Here is a 19073-nt window from a genome sequence, read left to right as displayed (position 1 = left end):
AATGGAAACCGCTGTACTTTTTATCCTCTTGTTTGGGCTGTTGCTCATTGGCGCGCCCATCGCCATTGCCCTTGGCCTTTCCTCAATTCTTTACATTGCGCTGTTTTCCCATGACACCATGAGCTCGGTTGCGGTGCAAATGTTCAATGCATCCCAGAACTTTACACTGCTCGCCATTCCGTTTTTCATTCTTGCCTCAACCTTCATGTCCACCGGCGGGGTTGCCAGACGGATTGTGAATTTCGCGGTCGCCACTGTCGGTTCCTTCCGCGGCGGCCTTGCCATGGCTGCGGTTCTTGCATGCATGATTTTCGCGGCATTGTCCGGTTCCTCGCCTGCAACGGTTGTTGCCATTGGAACGATTGCGATCGGGGCCATGCGCCAAGCAGGGTATAGCAAGGAGTTTGCCTCCGGTATTATTGCAAATGCAGGAACCCTTGGCATTCTCATCCCACCGTCCATTGTGATGGTTGTGTATGCCGCCGCTACAAATGTGTCCGTTGGGCGCATGTTCCTTGCAGGTGTTATTCCAGGTATTATTGCAGGCCTCATGTTAATGGGTGCAATTTACTTTGTTGCATGGAAAAAAGACCTGCCTCGCCAGCCATTCCCTTCCCTGCGGGAGTTGTGGGACACCTTTTCCTCCGCCGCGTTCGGCATGTTCTTGATTGTCGTCATCATGGGCGGCATCTGGGGTGGGGTGTTCACACCAACAGAAGCTGCAGCCGTTGCCGCCGTTTATGCAGCCTTTGTCGCCCTGTTCATATACAGAGACATGGGGCCACTGGCAGGGCAGGCATGGCGCCAGCAAGGGGAGAGCCTTTCGGTTGCAACCCTGCGCAATATCTGGCTTTTAAGTTCCCGTTTCCTTCCAGCGTTCTTTCACCGCGACACGAGAAAGGTGTTCACGGATTCTGCAAAAACAACGGTCATGTTGATGTTTATCATCGTGAACGCGCTTTTGTTTGCGCACACGTTGACGGCAGAGCGGATCCCGCAGGTGATAACGGACTGGATGCTTGATGCGGGCTTTAACTGGTTCACGTTCCTTCTGGCAGTAAACATTATCCTGCTCATTGGTGGGCAGTTTATGGAGCCTTCCGGACTGCTGCTGATTGTGGCTCCGGTGGTGTTCCCAATTGGTATAGAGCTTGGGGTTGATCCAATTCACCTTGGCATTTTGATGGTGGTGAATATGGAGATCGGCATGATCACGCCTCCGATCGGGCTGAACCTGTTTGTGACCTCGGGGATAACGGGAATGAGCTTGGTTCAGGTGGTTCGAGCAGCCTCCCCGTTTGTGGTTGTGCTGCTGGTCTTTCTTGTGCTGGTCACTTATGTACCGTCGATCTCAACCTTCCTGCCCACCATGTTCATGGGAGCGGAAACTGTTCTTGAATAGGTAGCACGCCAAGCTTCTGTTGGCCTTTTTATTCAGTAGTAAGAGGCCGGAGACAGGCTTTTTAAAAAAGCAGAGAGGTAAGGGCCATGTTGCCCTTCCTCTCTGAAGTTGCAGGGGGATTATGTGATCTTTGGGGAGATGATCACTTATTTATCACGAATAGTGCAGGTGAAACCGATGAAGGCACCACTTGCGTCTTTGGTCGTGACATATGCGGCCTGTGTGTTCTCGTTGGCCTGACATTCAGATGCGTGCGCCACGTAGCGGTCATAGTTACCGCCACCAGTTGCCAGCACGATGCTGCCGTTGGTTTGCACCAGTTGCTGAACTTCTGTCTTGGTTAAAGTCGTTGTGTCTGGCAGGGAGCTGATAGCGGCACTTGCTCCGGAAGTGGCTGCAACGGAACCAAGCAGGGCGAGGGCGATAGCGAATTTTTTCATGTCTTATCTCATTTCATTTTCGTAGCTTTCCATTGCAGGCTTGGGAGGTCGCTCATTTGCAATGGAAGCTCTAGGATTACTTTTAGGGTTATGAGTGGAGGGGCAATGAAAACTTGTCCCGCCTTTCCTGTTGGGTAGCCGGCTTTCTCTTGAAATTACGGGAAGCGGCTATTCTTGAAGAACGTCGGTCTGATGTGCTTACTTGTCGTTGATGACGCAAGTGAAGCCGATGAAAGCTCCGCTTGCGTCTTTGGTGGTCACCAGTGCGCGCTGGGTGGCTTCATTGGACTGACATTCGGATGCATTGGCCACATAGCGGTCGAAGTGACCCTCACCAGTTGCCAGCACAATGCTGCCGCTGTTTTGAACCAGTTGCCGCGCTTCAGTTGTTGTGAGCGTATTGGTGTTTGGCAGCGCGCTGACAGCTGCACTGGCAGCGCCGGTGGCAGCAATGGAACCAAGAAGGGCTAGGGAGAGTGCGAGTTTTTTCATTTTAATATCTTTCAGGTTTCGTTTCTAAATTTTGGTCAAAAAGGGGTATTGCCCGACTTAACGCCGGAGCACAGTTTTCGTATTTGTTGTTTTGAGAGTGGCGGGGCCGGGGGAACCCCGCCAGAGTGTGAGAGCCAGAAGCCTAGAGTTTTTCTTCGGCCATGCTGCAAGGCCCTCACCAGTATCTTTGAGTTTGGCTTGGAGGAAGTTAGCCAGATGGTCTTTTTCTTATCCGTTATTGGTCATGTGTTTATCTCTTTCTGCAAAGGCGTCTCAAAGCTATTCATCTCGAATAAGTTTGTGCCTCGTTCCGTTGGGGTTGTATGTAGGTGGACAAATGAAACTATGAAGAGTTATTTGTTACACAGGGCGGCGCATAAATGAGACACGCAAAAACCTTGAATATTTTCAGATGCATATTATGCATGTAAAATGCATAAATTAAATATACCTCAATAATGTTCTTTGTGAATCTTGAATAAATGCGAATGGTCAACGTAAATGTTGAGATTTGAGGCAGACTGTGAAATTCCCCAAAACTTAAGGGAGTAGAGGGCCGTCCCTGCATTCTATGAGAATTTGACAAACAAAAAAATTTTTGATCAACCCTTGATGCAGCCAATTTGAACTCTTTTTCACCTTGTACCTGCTGCTGTAAATCAACTTTGAGCGTTTTTCGCCAGAAGGTTTTAGAGTATCCGTCTTGGTCAAGCCGTTTTTGGTTGCCATTGCCGGTCCGCTTTTATGAGAGCGTTTGCCAGTTCGATTAGCTTACGCATGAGAGCTATTATGGCGATTTTGGGAGGCTTACCAGCCGCTCGCATCTGGTTGTATTTGGCTTTCAGGTCTGGATTATAACGGCTGGCAACAACGGCAGGCATGTAGAGTGCATCGCGTACCGGCTTGCGCCCTGCTTGAATAAAAGCAGCGCCCCGCCAGCGTCCTGACTGGCGGGTCATGGGGGGCAGCCCCGCCAGAGCAGCGGCCTGTTTACGGGATAATTGTCCAAGCTCTGGCATTTCAATCACCAGCGCCGCGACGGCGACCTGTCCCAGCCCGGGAATAGAGTGTAAAATCTTTGCTGCCCGCGCCCTTTGAGGGCTCTGCTCAATTTGCTTTTGAGTTTCGGCGTTAAGGGCCTCCAATTGCTTTCGCACGAGTTTCAGGCGTTGCTGTGTCTGTTTGCGAACCAGGTTCACCCGTTGTGTTTTCAACCGGTTCTCCAGTTGCGTGGCTTCTTTTACAAGAGCTTGACGTGCAACGCGTATCTCTTTGAGATGACATAGGCTTGCATCGACTGGCTTGTCTGGTTCCAACTGGAAATCCTGCCCCATTTGGGCCAGCAGGCGCGCATCAATCCGGTCCGTCTTCGCCCTCTTGCCTTTGGCCTGTGCAAACCGGCGTGCTTGCCATGGGTTAACTTTGCTCAGAGGATAGGAACCCGACAATGCCAACTCAAAAGCGCCGTGATAAGAACCTGTGGGTTCAAAAATAATTCGAGCGACAGGCAGGCCTTTCAGCCAGCTTTTTAACTGTCTGTACCCTGCAGCTGTATTGGTAAACTGCTTGCTCTGCTCATCCGGCAGGCAGTACACATCAAGATGGTCTTTCGAAATATCGACACCAATGGTAACCTCAGACATCTTCGCAAGTATCCTATGCTTGTCGTGCAGAGCTTTGGGCTGCTGCGTATCCGTTCAGGCCTGTTGCGAAGACGGTGGCCGATCATACTCTAAAACGGTCCCTTGTGACCTAGCGCGTCCCGATCCGACCACCGCCACTGCCCTCCCGACTCAATACGGTGGCCATTGGCCTATATTCGCAGAAGACACTAAAGCAATGAGGCGCAACGCTGAATCGATTGGGGATTCCCAATCAGGTTGATTTGTGATTCACTCCTTTTAGGGAGGAGATCACATGGGTCGGCCACTTTCACTTGATTTACGCCTTCGCTTTAAAAGGCTCATTTTATCCGGGATGAGCGGGCGTGAAGCAGCACGCCGCCTGCTGATCTCTCCAGCATCAGGATCTCGCTTGGCCCGTAAAGTTCGGGAGGGGCAGAGTTTAATCCCGGTCAGGACAGGGCGCCCAAAGGGAGGCGGAAAATTGGAGCCCTACCTCTCCTTCTTGCGCGAGCTGGTCAATCAAGACGGAGATATCACGTTGATGGAGTTATGTGATGCACTTTTCATGGCTGAGGGAGTGAGGGTTCACCATACTTCCGTCTCCAAGGCTTTGCGCCGTCTTGGCTACACCTATAAAAAAAATCGTTGGTGGCAACCGAGCGTGGCAAACTCCATGTACAAAATGCCAGAGATGAATGGCGCCACACCCGTCAGCCTATAATGCGTGATCTGCCTGAGAGACTGGTGTTTCTCGATGAAACCAGTGTTAAAACGAATTTAACCCGGCTGCGAGGCCGAGCCTTTAAAGGGGAACGAGCCCTTGACACAGCGCCGTTTGGACGCTGGCAGAACCAGACCTTTATCGCCGGTTTGACCCACGAGGGACTCATTGCGCCCTGGGTTCTGGACGGGGCCATGAATGGCAAGGCATTCACCACTTATATCACGACACAACTGGCTCCATGCTTGCACCCTAAAACGGTGGTCATTCTGGATAACCTGTCCACACACAAAGTTCCAGAAGCCGCAAGGGCCCTCAGACAAAGCGGGTGTTGGTTCCTTTTTCTGCCGCCCTATTCTCCTGATCTCAATCCTATCGAAATGGCGTTTTCCAAGCTCAAAGCACACCTACGCAGAATGAAAGCCAGAACCTTTGAGACCTTGATAAAGGCTCTGGGTGACATATGCGATCTGTTCACACCCCAAGAGTGTTGGAATTACTTCAAGGCAGCTGGATATGTTTCAGTATAAAGGCTCAAGAATATAAAAAGCATAAGACAAGCGCGTTCCGTTTGATTGAGTTCAATCAAACGACAAGAATTCGCTCAAAATAAATAAGTTAGAGTGCACAGCGTGAATGCGAATGAACGCGAAGTGCTCTAATTTCTAGAGGGGCGTCCCTCACAAAACTTATCCCCCTTCGGGTAAATGCCCCTATGCTTGTTTTCGTGCCCATAAAAACGAGCAGCGGCGGACCGTCCGTCGTGAAGTTATGGGTCGGGATGGGGTTCTTTGGGGAGGTAACGCATCTTCAAAGGGCCCGGTGAGATATTGTTCGGGCTTTGCTGTAAAGGTCCGGCGGATACAAGGAGCCCCTCCAGAGTCGCGAGCAGCTGCGGGAAACCGTATTTTTCGACTGCTGTTGGTTACCCCAGTATTTTGCATAAAATAATCCCGGGCAAGGTGGAATGCCAAAGCCGAAGAAACATTTTATACCAACGGCACTTATAATTGACCTGTATGCGCCCAATTTCGTCTACCGATTGATGTGATTGTGTGGGGTTGTTGAATAAGCTTATTCCAAGCGGAACATGCGGCATCGACAATTTCCTGGTAGTCTTGAAAGGTTCGGTTAGAGAGCCAGTTTTGCCGTAAGTACTGCCAAACATTTTCAACCGGGTTGAGCTCCGGAGAACGGGGTGGGAGCAGCAAGATGGTTATATTATCAGGCAACTTCAGTTTTGCCGTTGTATGCCAACCCGCTTGATCCATCAGGACCACTGCGTGCGCCCCTTTGGCGACGGTTCGGCTGATTTCTTTAAGGTGAAGCTGCATGGAATTGGTATTGGCTTTGGGCAAAACAAGTGCTGCCCCTTTGCCGTGGGCGGGGCAGATGGCCCCGAATACATAAGTTGATTGATAGCGCCCGTCGCTGGGAGCCCGTGGTCTCGTTCCTTTTTTTGCCCACCTTCTGGTGAGCCCATTTTTTTGACCAATGCGGGCTTCGTCCTGCCACCAGATTTCCATGGATGTTTGTGAGGGCAAGCGCGCTTTTATTTCTTTAAGCCGGGCATGGAAGTTTTTTTATATGTCTCCATAACTTGCTCGTCCTGTGCCGGGTGCTGTGACCGAACGCTGACCCGAGAAAATCCCAGAACTCTGAGGAGGCTTGAAATAGCCCTTTCGCTATAGCTGACCCCAAACTTCTGCTCGATCACACCTTGCAGATCCCGCCGACGCCAGCGAATTACGCCGTGTTGTTGTAAATCAGGCCCAGCCTCAACCAGATCTGCAAATTCAGCCATTTGCTCTTTATTTAACCACCGGACACGGCCCGGGCTCTTACGATTGTACAGGCCGTGCGGCCCTTCTGCGTTAAACCGATGCACCCAGTCTCGCAGTGTTTGGCGGTCCATGCCGCCCATGCGTGCCGCCTCCAAGCGCGACAACCCATCATAAACAGCAGCAAGAGCAAGAAGGCGGCGGCTCTGCCTGACATCCTTACTTTGACAAGCAAGAGTTCGTAACGAAGAAGCATCATAGTCTCGGCGCAATGGGATCGCTGACATTGGGAATCTCCTTTCCCAATGTTGAATCACAATTCAAGTGATTTGGGAATCCTCATCCCGAGTCAAAAACAGGTGCCGTTGGTATTATTAGTCACTGCGCAGGTTTTGGCCTGCACGCCTTGCCACTCTCGTTACCTGCGAGACCAAGTCCAACACTGCATGGTTTCCATGCGGTGCTAGAACCCGTTCGCCTTAAAAGAGTGGACGGACACAGCCCGCTAAATAACTGGACCCTACAAAGATCCCCCGTAAAGAATGGAGCGATTGACTTCATTAATATCCCGTTTTCCGCAGTGGGCCATAGTGATATCAAGTTCGTTGCGCAGGATTTCGAGGACTTTTGTAACGCCTTTTTTGCCCGCCACCCCCAGTCCATAAATATATGGCCGGCCGATATAAGTGGCTGTCGCACCCAAAGCTTTTGCTCTCAAGATGTCCTGCCCCGAGCGAACTCCACTGTCCAGATGCACTTCAATATGTTTTCCAACACTGTCAACAATTTCCGGCAACACGGAAATAGAGGAAGGGGCTCCATCAAGTTGGCGTCCTCCATGATTTGAAACAATGATGGCATCTGCTCCGGTTTTGGCAGCCTTCAGCGCGTCGCCCTTGTCCATGATCCCCTTCAGGATGAGTGGACCACCCCATCGTTTCTTTATCCACGTAACATCCTCCCAGCTGAGGCTAGGATCAAACTGTTGTGTGGTCCATGACGAGAGCGACGACATATCGGAAATACCAGTTGCATGTCCTATGATATTGCCGAAACTACGATTTTTTGTCGCTAGCATTTGCAGGCACCAAAGCGGGCGTGAACCCACCTGCCAGATATGTTTCATATTGAATTTCGGGGGCGCAGACAGACCATTACGAATGTCCTTATGTCTTTGGCCGAGGATTTGTAAATCCAGTGTGAGCACCAGTGCGGAGCAATTGACTGCTTTGGCCCTCTCGATAAGCGCTTCCACAAACTTGCGGTCACGCATCACATAGAGTTGGAACCAGAATGGCCTTGACGTTTTTTCGGCAACGGCTTCAAGGGAGCAAATACTCATCGTGGAGAGAGTGAAAGGTATGCCAAATTCTTCTGCAGCTTGCGCGGCAAGGATTTCTCCATCTGCATGCTGCATGCCTGTCATGCCGACTGGAGCCAAACCAACGGGCATAGAAAACTTCTGGCCAATTATGTTTGTTTCAAGAGTTCTGTTTGCCATGTCGACCAGAACCCGTGGCACGAACTTCAATTTTTCAAAGTCAGCTTCATTTTCCCGGTAGGTGCTTTGTGTCCAAGATCCGGAATCTGCATATTCGAAAAACAGTTTTGGGACACGTTTGCGGGCTTTCTTCTTAAAATCATCGATATTGAGAAGCATGGATACAAGAAACTCCCTGAAATGATGTTTATTGAAAGCGTGCCCCAAGTGTACAACCAGTGCTTTTATGAACCACTAGAAATCGAACCTGACTATCACCTTTAGAGCACATTGCGTTCACTAGCATTCACACTTTGTATTCTAACTTATTTACTTTGAGCGAATTCTTGCTCTGACCAGATATGAGCCTGCTGTCAGGGTGCTTAGCAGTGACAGGTTCATTCATCATGCCCGCTAGATGGATTGGGCGATAGTACGAACGATCCGCTCTGCCGCATGCCCATCACCGAAGGGGTTTACCATTGTCTGGTCTTTATTTTTCTTATCTATTGTTTCCTGAGCCCCGGCTTTGATTGCCTCGGTGTTGACACCAACAAGGCGTGAGCACCCTGCTTCTATAGCCTCCGGTCTTTCTGTCGTATGTCGCAGGACCAGAACCGGAGTTGAAAAAGTAGGGGCTTCTTCCTGCAGGCCACCACTATCAGTCATAATAAAATCCGCGTCCTTTTGTAGCGCAATCAAGGCCGTATAGTCCAGCGGTTCGGTCAATATGACCCGGTCGACATTTGTAAGTTCCGGTAGAATGACTTGCTGAACATTCGGGTTGGGGTGGACGGGCAGCACAACAAAGTAGGAAGGGTTTTCAAGGAGGAGCTCCTTGATGGCCTTGCAAATCTGATGCATCGGCCTACCCCAGTTTTCCCTGCGATGGGTTGTGACAAGAATAAACGGACGGTTTTTTGGAAGTTGGCCTTTGAGTTGCGGCAGAAAATGTGCCGCTTCCAAATTGCTTGATATCAACCGAAGCGCATCAACCACGGTATTGCCGGTGACGATGATTTTATCGGAGGAGACACCTTCGCGAAGAAGTAAGGAGGCTGAGTGATGTGTCGGGGCAAAGAGTTTGTCGCACAGGCGGTCAATGAGTAGGCGGTTCGCTTCCTCGGGAAATGGGTTGTCAAGGTCGCCACTTCGCAGGCCCGCTTCCACATGAGCGACTTTAATACGGGCATAAAAAGCTGCAAGCGCACCGGCCAAACCCGTTGTGGTGTCTCCGTGAACAAGCATATATCCGGGCTCAAGCTGCTCGATGGCTGTGCTGGTTGCTTGAAGGTAGGTGGCAGCTTGCGTTGCGAGGCTGTGGTTTTGAAGATGGGGATTTAACTGAATGTAGTTCACCAGCCCAAACAGGTGCAGAGCATCTTTGGTGAGATTGGAGTGCTGACCAGAGAGAACAATTTTCGGCGAGAACTTCGGATGCTGGTCGAGAGCGAGCACCACAGGTGCCATTTTGATGGCTTCTGGCCGTGTTCCTATGAGGCAAAGTACCTGATGGCTGTTACTTGATACCTCCTGCTGCATCTTTCATCCTACATTGGAAGTTGATCATGGCATATTATTGTATTGTCTTTAAACAAATCTTCTAGCTGAGCCTTGTATGGAGACTTTGACTGAAGAACATGACTTGATAGAGAAAAGACAGCTACTGGATTATCACGGTTTTGTTCAACTTCATTCATACGTTCAATGACCTGCCGGGGGGACGCACTTACAGTCTGAAACTGATTGGAACTTTTTTTAATATTGAACAGCTCAACCACTGGAATAATGTTCCAGCCGTATTTAGTCGCGTAGTTGCTCAATAATAGATTGTAGTCCCCAGCTTGTGAGAGGGTTTGAAGTTTTGCCCCCACGCCATCTTGGTTGAAAAGAACATTGATACCAGTGGCCGTCATAAACTGGTTCCAAAGGAAGGCGAGGTTCTGCTTATCTCCATTCCCTCCGGTATAAGCGGAAACAGCAACGGGGACACCTCTAAGTATTTGTAGGTTCTGTCTGACCTCCAAAAAATACTGAGAGAGAAAAAGGTAATAAAAATCGTTGGTAAGAAGCTTGCTATCAACTTCGTCAGACAGGTACCACCCTGCGAAGTTGTCGGCAGGAAAGGCAAGGGCCTCCATCTGTGAAATCAGGGCTTTGGCAAGGGCAGTGCTTTCCCGTGATCTTTGCGCCAGATAGGTTCTGACCCTGTTGCCTTTCAATTTTATGATGAACTGCGGGTCATAATGAAGTCCGACCCATAACTTCACGCCTGTTTTTTTGGCTGCACGCAAGGCCGTTGGAAACCACTGCGGTGTCGGTGGGGAGGAGTGAATTTGAGTGCCCCACAAGGTCCATTGAAGAACGATTTGGTCAATTCCAAAGTTCTTGTGTTGTTCGAACTCGTTGACCCATTGCTCATAGCTATCCGAATAATGATCTCCCCATGGCTGTATGAAGCTGTATTCTACTTTGAAACACCGTGGAGGTTCGGGGTCTTCTTTTGCGGAGAGGCAAGAGGAAAGAAAGAACGCAAGAGAGATAAGAGTTATGACACCTATCTTAAAACGTGGTCGTAACGCCCACCAGAATTCTATCGTTTCGGTCGCCATTTTTCGTATAGACCTCGTGGCCAAAACGTCCATAAATCTCCAAATTTAGTAGGTCGCCATAGTAGGTGTTTTCCAAACCCCTTAGCTTGTAGCTAAAGCCAGCACCTGCTTCCGCTGCAAAGCCTGTGTCTTGTGAGGTCCAGCTGCCGTTAGCAATAGAGTAGGCAAAAATTGACAGTAAATTATTACGGTTCAGGCGAAAAGTATAACCAAGCCTTCCGTCTCCATAGAACAGGGCTGCCCGTTCATTTTGCAAAAACTTCCCAAGCTCCAGATACACATTAACATATGGGAGGCCACTAATAATTTCCTGGGTTTCCGGATCGACAAGCGGCAAAAAATCATGGCCCTGAGTGTAGGACCACATGGCGTGCATGAGCCAGTTATTCTCTGTAAGGTCACCCACCTTCATAAACCGCTCCATTCCAAACTTCAGGTTTTGCTTTTGAAGAGGTTTATACCGAATGCCGACAATACCTTGAACGGAATTAGGGTCGGGCTTGAAACTTCCTCGCCGGTTTGCCCATTGCGTTCTCCCAAAAACTTCAAAAACCCTTCCATCTCGGAAGCCGATGATCGGTGGTCTCCATGATAGCTCAACCGAACCGAAAGGACTACTGCTGGGGATTGCAAAAGCCTCCCCAGAGCTGAACTCATTTTGCCGGGAGGGGCTAAGGCCGGAGTTCGCCACAAATGAAAATGGTATCTCCAATATTCTTAGCTGTCTTTGGAAGCGTTCCCGTTTCTCTTCCACAGACGGGTCCGTTGGGTTTCGGGGCAGTTCCGACAATCTTTGTCTGAAGAGCTTGGCGGCATTGGGGTTATCTGCTGCCTCCAAATAGGTATAGGCGAGGTTCTCTGTAATTAATGGTTGGTCGGGGTCGATGGTTAGAGATGTTTTGAACCTAGTAATAGCATTGGGCAAATCTGAGCGGGATTTGGCTATAAACCCTCCTAGGTTCAAAACCTCCGGGTTGTGGTAGTCGCTCTTTGGGAGTTGCTCATACTCAGCTTCAGCTTGATCCAGATCACCTTGCAAATACATGAGGTTTACGACTGAAAACCGGTTACTTTGCCGCGAAAAAATGTCTCTGGAGCGCTTCATATCCGCAAGTGCCGCAGCCAGTACTGCGGACTGGTCCGGGTCATTTGCTCTGAGTTTTAAGATTAACCGAGCACGTGCTTCAAAATAAGAACTTTTTTGAGGGGAGGATAAGTCAGTTACCTGAATGGACTTAAGGTAACTTTGAGCTTCCAGCCACTTGCTTTTATTGATGTAAATAAAAGCCAGCTGGAGGCCTGAGACTTGATCCTTGAAATTAATGAATGCGCGCCGGTACCAGAGGATTGCCTCCCCAAGCTCTTGTTTTTGTTCATGGATAAAACCAATTTCACGGGCAAGTGATCCTGTCGGTTTTAAGGCAAAGGCGCGCCTATAATATTCCAATGCTAGGACCGTATTGTGGGTTTCCTTAGCTAAAGAGGCAGCCAATGCCTGTAAATGGTAGGAACTGGGGTCTTCATTTGCTCGCTTCAAGGTACATTTCAATGCAGCTTGCTTATTGCCGATAACAGCATATGCCTCACATTGAATGGCCTCAACGGCACTCTTGTAGGCACTCAACCCTTGAAGATTGTTGGAGAGCTTAAGTGCCTCATATCCGTTGCCCAGATCCAAGGCCAGATATGCCGTCTCGAGGCTTGCTTCTGGTATGGACCAGATTTTATTTGCAAGCTCATAGGTCATAAACGCATTGGCGTTCTCACCCGAGCTTTTCATTATGCGGGCGATCTGCAAGACATAACCTGCCTTGGATAAGGACGGTTTGCCGGTGGTCCCGACAAGCGTCAGCCATAACATTTGGTTACTGTTGGTTGTATCAGTTGTTTTGAGAGCAATGAAAATAGGGACAATATCTCTAGGGTCCTTGTTTTCAGACCATAGCTCTTTCGCATGGGTCCATGCAGCCTCTGGATTCCCGGTTATGCTATAGGCCTTAACGAGATTTAACTGAAGTTCGCGATGCCATTGATGACTTGCGGGGCTGAGTGGGGGTGCCTCCTTATATGACTTGAGAAGGATCTGCAGCGCGGCCTCCGTCTGTCCAAGGGAAAGGAGCACACTTCCCAGCTTTGCTTGTGTCTGTGCGCTTGGAACGAGATCATTTGCTTCTTGAAGAACAATTTTTGCAAAAGAAAAGTCGTGGGCCTTAATGGCCAGATCCGCCATTTGTTGTAGAATGACACTCCACTTTGCAGGCCTTTTCTGCCTGTTTGTACGACCTGTTTGTGACCATACGCGTATAAGGGGAAGAATTGCGGTATCTTCCCAATCATTATTTAAGGCAATTCGGCAAAGTAGCAGTGCGGTGTCTGGTCCCGGGTCAAGCTTTACGAGGCTTCGGGCAGCATCAAGGGCCAGACCATCATCTCCTGCCTTGAGGGCGGTGTCGATAAGAGCCAGATAGTAGTTCTCTGCGTGTGCCGTTGGAATATCCCTCATCGCCAGCATCTGGTTCTGAGAGTTCAGGAGAACTTGTACGCCCTCAAGGCTCTGCCCCACTTTGGCCAGTGCATAGGCGAGACGAACCCTGTTTGCGACTGAGAGGTATTGTTTGTCCTGCTGTTGCAGGTCTTCCATAAGGCCGTCAAGGTTTCCGGAGCTGAGAGCAGTTGCAACATGAAGTCTTTGAAAAGTACGAAGGTCGGAAGTCTGCACATCCTCACCAGAGAAGAGGCCCTGCTTGTGTGCGTTGTGGAGGATGTCAAAGGCATATTGATTGTCTCCAGCCTGACTGCTGGCTATGGCATCTCTGAGTAAGGCTGTACGTTTGGTTTCGGGGGAGGTGGATAGTTTCTGCAGTTCAAGCCATTCCTGATGTGCAGCCTCCAGATCATCAGCATTTTTGAAAATTTCCGCCCTGATTAGCTTGTCTTTATCACTCCACTTTGTATTGCTTGGGAGGTTTTGTATGAGCGTCAAAGCGTGTTGGGGGTTTTTCATCAATAAGGCTGCAGTCAGGAGTTTTTCGGTTGTCCCATGAAAGTCCTGTGGAAGCAAATTTCCGGTCTGTAATGCCTCAAGATAACTTTCGGCAGCCTGATGATACTCGGATCTGGCCTGCTGAATATTTCCAAGGGCGACATAGCCAATACTGAATTGGGGTGCCTGTACCAGCAGTGCCATTATTTGCTGGTGCGCATTTTCAATGTCATTTGTATTTATGTAAAGGAGTACGAGTTGCCACCGCGCAATTAGAAAATTGTCTTCAACACTGAGTACTTTTATCAGCTCGCTTTCAGCTTCAGTATATCGTTTCTCTTTTATGTAGCGATATGCGAGGTCCAGAAGCGGGTAAGAGCGGTAATATCGCCACAAACTACCAATCAGAGATCTGTTTTGCTGGAACTTTTTGAGCTCGTCCATGTAATAGGAGCTAAGGTAATCACTCGTATATTGCTGAGGGGCGGTCTTAGTAGGTTCATTCGCGAGACTAGGGCTTATAGGTAAGTACAAGATGAGCAGGATGTACAAATACAAGCCGTGTTTCATTAAAGTTTTGCCCGACCTTGATCATTGTATTCATCAGGGAAGTCGTGGGCGGTTTTATCCCAACCAATGACTTTCTTATTTATGCGATGCTTAAGCCAGGTGATCGTAGCTCTGCACATAGCCACGTAATTGATAATAATTGAGAGTATGTAGCGGTAGGTTACAGGCGGCAGGTATTTCCATCCATAGTGGTAGCCCGTCCAAATATGGCGTTGAATTAAGCGGTGAAAAAACAAAAAGATATTAAACCAGATAATGATCCAGAACGGACTATTTTCGTCCAGAAGTGCTGGGATCTGATAGCCAAAAGGGAACAGGATATGATAGAGCCACAGGGCTCCATAGAGGAACATAGCCAGATAACCGACAAAAATCGCATGGCTGAAGAAAATCATTTTGCGGTCGCGCCAGAAAAAGTACTTGTCGGCTAAATTGCCTTTCCAGCCCAATTGCTGCCACCCTTGAAAGCCGATGCCGATGGTCCATCGCGTTTTTTGTCGTATGCTCTGCCACAGGTCACTGGGAAAAAATTCTTGAGTGACATGAAATGGGCTGTAGTCACTGGTTTCTTTTGACTTTACCCATAGAAACGTGTGGTTCACTTTTTGACGGTGCAAGCGCATTGCCAAGTCGTAGTCTTCTGTGAGGGTCCCGACGTTAAATGTGCTACCTTGTATTTCTACTGCTTTTTCCAGAGTACGTCTCGAATATCCTGTACCAACCCCCGCACCGGCAACTGTGCCTGTAATGATACTACGAACGAGAACCTCTTTTGAGTGATACTCAGCAAACTCATCCATGTAATGGCCAGCTGTTGGGCTTTTGTTTGTGCGAGGCAGAGATAAAACGGGCAGCTGAACAGCATCGTATTTTGTTAAGGCAGCATTAAAAAGGTGCAGGCAGTTGGGCTGGATGATATCTTCCGCATCCTGCATTATAAACCCGTGGTATAGCTTTCCAGTTTTCTTCTCATAGTCAAAAATATGAGAGACAATGTCGTTCAGGCAGTCCGCTTTGCATGTTGGGCCGGATGAGGATGTGATGACCCTATGGACGTTTTTATGCTTCAAGCGTAAATGCTCGACTTCACTTTGCGTTTCTAAATCATTTGGGTAGACGCCAATAAAAATGTCATACTCTGAATACGTAAGGACATTGATGATTCTGGAGACAGATGGGCGAATGATATCGGCTTCATCCCATGCCGGTATCATGATTGCCATTGGTAGCTCTTCAGGGGTTCCAAGCTTTTTTAATAGATCCATTTCATTGATATTTGCCCAAGGACCGATAGTTCCAGCACACCTAATATAGTAGAAAATATCAACAAATAGATCATCAACTCCTGAGAATGCAAAGATGTAGGCAGCAAGCAAAAAAAGTGCCTGAGTAACAAGGAACGCAATTACAAAGTAGTCTGTTACCAGCATGAAGGGGTATCCTCGGTATGAATACCAATTTTAGGTATATGATATTATTGGATTATCTGCGTATGTTGCTCTTCGGTATTAGTAGTGATTGCAAGTGCTTCGGAAAGTACTAATTTGTTGCTTGTTTCTTTTGCGTACTATTAATACTTAAACGGGCAGAGCTAATTGAAGTATGCATTGCAAGTAGGCGGGAGCTTGCGCTATCCACTTTGATAGATTCGAACATATTTGGGTTAGTCTGCTCTCTCTAAGTACGGTTTTGAGCGGGGCAGCAGATGGGGTCCGGCATATCATCTATATATCCGGCTACGATTTGCGGAGGTTTGCAGTTTTTCATGAATTGCAAAGTTAAGGAACCAGCCGGTTTGAAGCGCTAGGGGAACAAGAGTTCCGGAAATCGCATTAGTGGTTTTTTTGTTTCAAGCCCCTCTCAAAGAGGAATATCATTTATTTTAAAGAGGTTTTGGTTGAGCCGTAAAGTGTAGCGGGCTTCTTATAGTTGGTAAAAAAACCGGGGACTTGTTGCCACGAAATTGTCGCTGGGAGGTGCCCGAGCTTGAGAGGAGATCACTCTCGGTTTTCATTTGATTATAAGAATGTAGGGGCTGAGATAGGCATGAGTGTCAAAGGACCATTCCTATGATTAGATAGTGTTCTGAGTGGGGGGAGCTCCAAAGGAGATGCCAATGAAGTTTCGGGTAAACTCTGACAAATGGTATAGAACGACTTTAATGAGTGATGATATTACTCTTATTGATGAGCTATATATTCAGCCATTTTATAGATGCAATATTTGGCACGTCAGAGGATGCGATCGGGATATGCTGGTCGATAGTGGGATGGGAGTGGTCAGTCTTCGTGAGCATGTTCCATTGGTCAATGAAAAAGATGTCATTGCCGTTGCTAGTCACACTCACTTTGATCACATAGGAAATCATCGTGAATTTGAGGAACGTTGGGTTCATGAGGCTGAGGCCCATATTCTAGCGCATCCGACCCGTGGGAATACTTTAGCTGAACCTTTCGTAAGCGATGATATTTTTGATAGTTTGCCACCGCGTCCTTATCGGTCTACCGAGTATGCGGTAAAGCCTGCTGCAGCTACGCGCCTTTTGAAAGATGCAGACGTGATTGACCTTGGAGACCGGCAGTTCTTTGTAATTCATACTCCTGGGCACTCACCTGGAGGAATTGCACTTTATGAAGAAGCTTCGCGAACTCTCATTTCAGGTGATGTCATTTATGATGGTCCGTTGATTTCTGATCTCTATCACTCTGATATGCAGGCATATATTTCGAGTATGAAACTGCTATTGGATATGGAAGTCCAGACGGTCCACGGGGGGCATTTCGCCAGCTTTGGAGGAGAGAGGCTTAAAGAGATCGCAAGGAATTTTCTGTCCGAGCATGACAAGTAGACTGACGACATGTTTTATCTGAGAAATGAACCTGATAGAAGCTCCTTCATATCAGGTTCATATTTTTATGTGGCAGCCTGTACCGACACATGTGATTTGGTGTCTGATTTACGCGGCTGTGTCTACGCTCTTTGAGAGGTTAAGTAGACCGAAAAGGTTCCGTGGATCCGCAGGATCTGCGACCATATCCAGCTCTTCAAATTGTCCGGTCTGCGTGACTTGATCATAAAGGTAACGCAGTGCAGAAAAGTCCTCAGTCGCAAAACCGACAGAGTCAAAGAGGGTTACCTGATCTTTGTTGGTTCGGCCTTCAACTTGGCCGGTGATCACTTGCCAAAGCTCCGTTACCGGATAATCTACAGGCAACTGTTGAATTTCACCTTCAACGCGTGTTTGCTCTGGGTATTCAACAAAAATACGGGACTTGAGAAGAATGTCTTTATGCAGCTCTGTTTTTCCCGGGCAGTCCCCACCTATAGCATTGATATGAATTCCAGTTCCAACCATATTGTCGGAAAGAATAGTGGCATATTGCTTGTCTGCAGTACACGTTGTGATGATATCTGCGCCTGTAACAGCCTCTTCTGCAGACTGGCAAACTACAAGCTCCAATCCTTTTCCTTGAAGGTTGTGAACTGTTTTGGCGGTTGCTTCTGGATCAATATCGTAAAGACGGATGGTTTTAATGCCCAATACCTGCTTGAAGCCCAAGGCTTGAAACTCTGATTGTGCTCCATTGCCAATCATCGCCAAAACCTTGGAGTTTTGAGGGGCAAGGTGTTTGGCTGCAACAACTGATGTTGCCGCAGTGCGCAGTGCAGTTAGAACTGTCATTTCCGAAAGGAAGAAGGGGTAGCCCGTTTCTACTTCTGAAAGTAGGCCAAAGGCGGTTACCGTTTGCAGGCCTTTGTTTGTGTTGGATGGATGACCGTTTACATATTTGAACGAGTACAAGTCTCCATCACTGGTGGGCATTAATTCTATCACACCGATTTTGGAGTGACTGGCCACACGAGGTGTCTTGTCAAACTGCTCCCAACGGCGGAAGTCGTCTTCAACATAGTCGGCAAGCTCGGCAATAAAGTTTTCTACGCCTTTCCTGCGAACAACATCAAGGATAGTGCTGACGCTAACGAATTTTACCATTCTTATTTTTCTCGCTTACCAATTTGCATAGGGACGGTTCGGGCGGTCGAGAACATTTTTGCCAAATAGGCTGGCCGCTAGATCAACCATGAGCGTTGCGGTTCTACCCCGCTCATCAAGGAACGGATTGAGTTCTACGAGATCCAAAGATGTTACCAGCTTACTATCATGGAGCATTTCCATGATGAGATGCGCCTCACGGAAGGTTGCCCCCCCTGGGACTGTGGTTCCGACTGCGGGTGCGATATCCGGTTCCAAAAAGTCTACATCGAAGCTAACGTGCAAGCGGCCATTGGCTTCCTTTACACGATCCAAAAAGGCTTTGAGGGGTTTTGCTACGCCATTCTCATCCAGAGCACGCATGTCGTATGCGCTGACTTTCTGTTCTGCCAATCGAATTCGCTCAGCTCCATCAACTGAGCGTAGCCCCATCATACAAATGTTCTGAGGATTTACTTTGGCAGGTAGCGGCGGAAAATAGTCTTCAAAACCTTCCTGACTGGTGTAGTAGGCAACTGGAGTTCCATGAAGATTTCCACTTTCCGTAGAGGAGAGAACATGGAAGTCAGGGTGGGCATCAAGCCAAAGGACAAATTGTTCCTGATCAGCTTCATGCGCAGCAGCTGTAATACCGGAAACACTTCCAGCTGCGATCGAATGATCTCCTCCAAGGAAAATCGGCACCTTTCCAGCGCGCATTACTTCAAGCGCTTTTTGTTGGATGGCCTTTGTCCATTGGCATGTTTCGCTAAGGTGGTGAATATTCTCATTCATATGAGAAACAGGAGCAACAGAGGGGATCTCCATGTTACCATGATCTTCCACTGAGTGCCCCAGATCACGCAAGGCCTGTTCAAGGCCTGCTGTTCTAAGCGCGTCAGGGCCCATAATACAACCGGGCTGATGCGTTCCAGTTTGGACCGGGGTGCCTATTAGCACGACGGACTTTGTCATTCTTAATTTCCAAAAAAGT

General features: G+C 48.4%; 14 protein-coding genes. 3 read left to right on the top strand and 11 right to left on the bottom strand.

The window, feature by feature from the left end; translation table 11 throughout:
- The first annotated feature begins 1 nt into the window (after position 1).
- On the top strand, positions 2–1402 hold the full coding sequence (locus tag P6574_RS17780) for a TRAP transporter large permease (protein ID WP_310621580.1): 1401 nt from the start codon (positions 2–4) through the stop codon (positions 1400–1402).
- A gap of 146 nt (positions 1403–1548) precedes the next feature.
- On the opposite strand, the gene P6574_RS17775 is transcribed toward P6574_RS17780, so the two are convergent.
- From P6574_RS17775 to P6574_RS17765, 3 genes are all read right to left on the bottom strand, one after another.
- On the bottom strand, positions 1549–1842 hold the full coding sequence (locus P6574_RS17775) for a hypothetical protein (protein WP_310621579.1): 294 nt from the start codon (positions 1840–1842) through the stop codon (positions 1549–1551).
- Between the two features lie 198 nt (positions 1843–2040).
- On the bottom strand, positions 2041–2334 hold the full coding sequence (locus P6574_RS17770; RefSeq protein ID WP_310621578.1) for a hypothetical protein: 294 nt from the start codon (positions 2332–2334) through the stop codon (positions 2041–2043).
- 707 nt (positions 2335–3041) lie between these two features.
- Positions 3042–3977: an IS110 family RNA-guided transposase gene (locus P6574_RS17765; protein WP_310621577.1), complete on the bottom strand. Its 936-nt coding sequence runs from the start codon at positions 3975–3977 to the stop codon at positions 3042–3044.
- 274 nt (positions 3978–4251) lie between these two features.
- Here P6574_RS17765 and P6574_RS17760 point away from each other — a divergent pair.
- A protein-coding gene (locus tag P6574_RS17760) for an IS630 family transposase (RefSeq protein ID WP_310619020.1) occupies positions 4252–5210 on the top strand; the annotation gives its coding sequence in 2 pieces (ribosomal slippage) (positions 4252–4593 and positions 4596–5210; 957 coding nt in all).
- A 474-nt stretch (positions 5211–5684) separates the two neighbouring features.
- Here the strand turns inward: P6574_RS17760 and P6574_RS17755 are convergent.
- The 6 genes from P6574_RS17755 to P6574_RS17730 form a co-directional block, all read right to left on the bottom strand.
- A protein-coding gene (locus tag P6574_RS17755) for an IS630 family transposase (protein ID WP_310621255.1) occupies positions 5685–6748 on the bottom strand; the annotation gives its coding sequence in 2 pieces (ribosomal slippage) (positions 5685–6265 and positions 6265–6748; 1065 coding nt in all).
- Positions 6749–6981: 233 nt separating this feature from the next.
- Positions 6982–8121, bottom strand: a complete 1140-nt coding sequence (locus tag P6574_RS17750) for an alpha-hydroxy acid oxidase (RefSeq protein WP_310621576.1) — start codon at positions 8119–8121, stop codon at positions 6982–6984.
- A gap of 234 nt (positions 8122–8355) precedes the next feature.
- Complete coding sequence (gene wecB / locus P6574_RS17745; RefSeq protein ID WP_310621575.1) at positions 8356–9483, bottom strand: non-hydrolyzing UDP-N-acetylglucosamine 2-epimerase; 1128 nt, start codon at positions 9481–9483, stop codon at positions 8356–8358.
- Between the two features lie 8 nt (positions 9484–9491).
- On the bottom strand, positions 9492–10553 hold the full coding sequence (locus tag P6574_RS17740; protein ID WP_310621574.1) for a DUF4434 domain-containing protein: 1062 nt from the start codon (positions 10551–10553) through the stop codon (positions 9492–9494).
- On the bottom strand, positions 10504–13980 hold the full coding sequence (locus P6574_RS17735) for an NfrA family protein (protein ID WP_310621573.1): 3477 nt from the start codon (positions 13978–13980) through the stop codon (positions 10504–10506). Before P6574_RS17735 ends, P6574_RS17740 begins: the two co-directional genes overlap by 50 nt.
- 125 nt (positions 13981–14105) lie before the next feature.
- Positions 14106–15536, bottom strand: coding sequence for a glycosyltransferase (locus P6574_RS17730; RefSeq protein ID WP_310621572.1), 1431 nt, complete (start codon positions 15534–15536; stop codon positions 14106–14108).
- 731 nt (positions 15537–16267) lie between these two features.
- Between P6574_RS17730 and P6574_RS17725 the strand changes: the two genes are divergently transcribed.
- Positions 16268–16954, top strand: a complete 687-nt coding sequence (locus tag P6574_RS17725; protein WP_310621571.1) for an MBL fold metallo-hydrolase — start codon at positions 16268–16270, stop codon at positions 16952–16954.
- A 108-nt stretch (positions 16955–17062) separates the two neighbouring features.
- Here P6574_RS17725 and P6574_RS17720 read toward each other — a convergent pair whose 3' ends face one another.
- Positions 17063–18100, bottom strand: a complete 1038-nt coding sequence (locus P6574_RS17720; protein ID WP_310621570.1) for an ornithine cyclodeaminase — start codon at positions 18098–18100, stop codon at positions 17063–17065.
- A gap of 15 nt (positions 18101–18115) precedes the next feature.
- On the bottom strand, positions 18116–19054 hold the full coding sequence (gene rocF, locus P6574_RS17715) for an arginase (RefSeq protein WP_310621569.1): 939 nt from the start codon (positions 19052–19054) through the stop codon (positions 18116–18118).
- Positions 19055–19073: the final 19 nt, after the last annotated feature.

It is taken from the genome of Pseudovibrio sp. M1P-2-3, from assembly GCF_031501865.1.
Classification (GTDB): Bacteria; Pseudomonadota; Alphaproteobacteria; order Rhizobiales; family Stappiaceae; genus Pseudovibrio; species Pseudovibrio corallicola.
The sequence above is the reverse complement of the archived record's forward strand: the minus strand, read 5'-3'. Positions and strand labels throughout refer to the sequence as shown.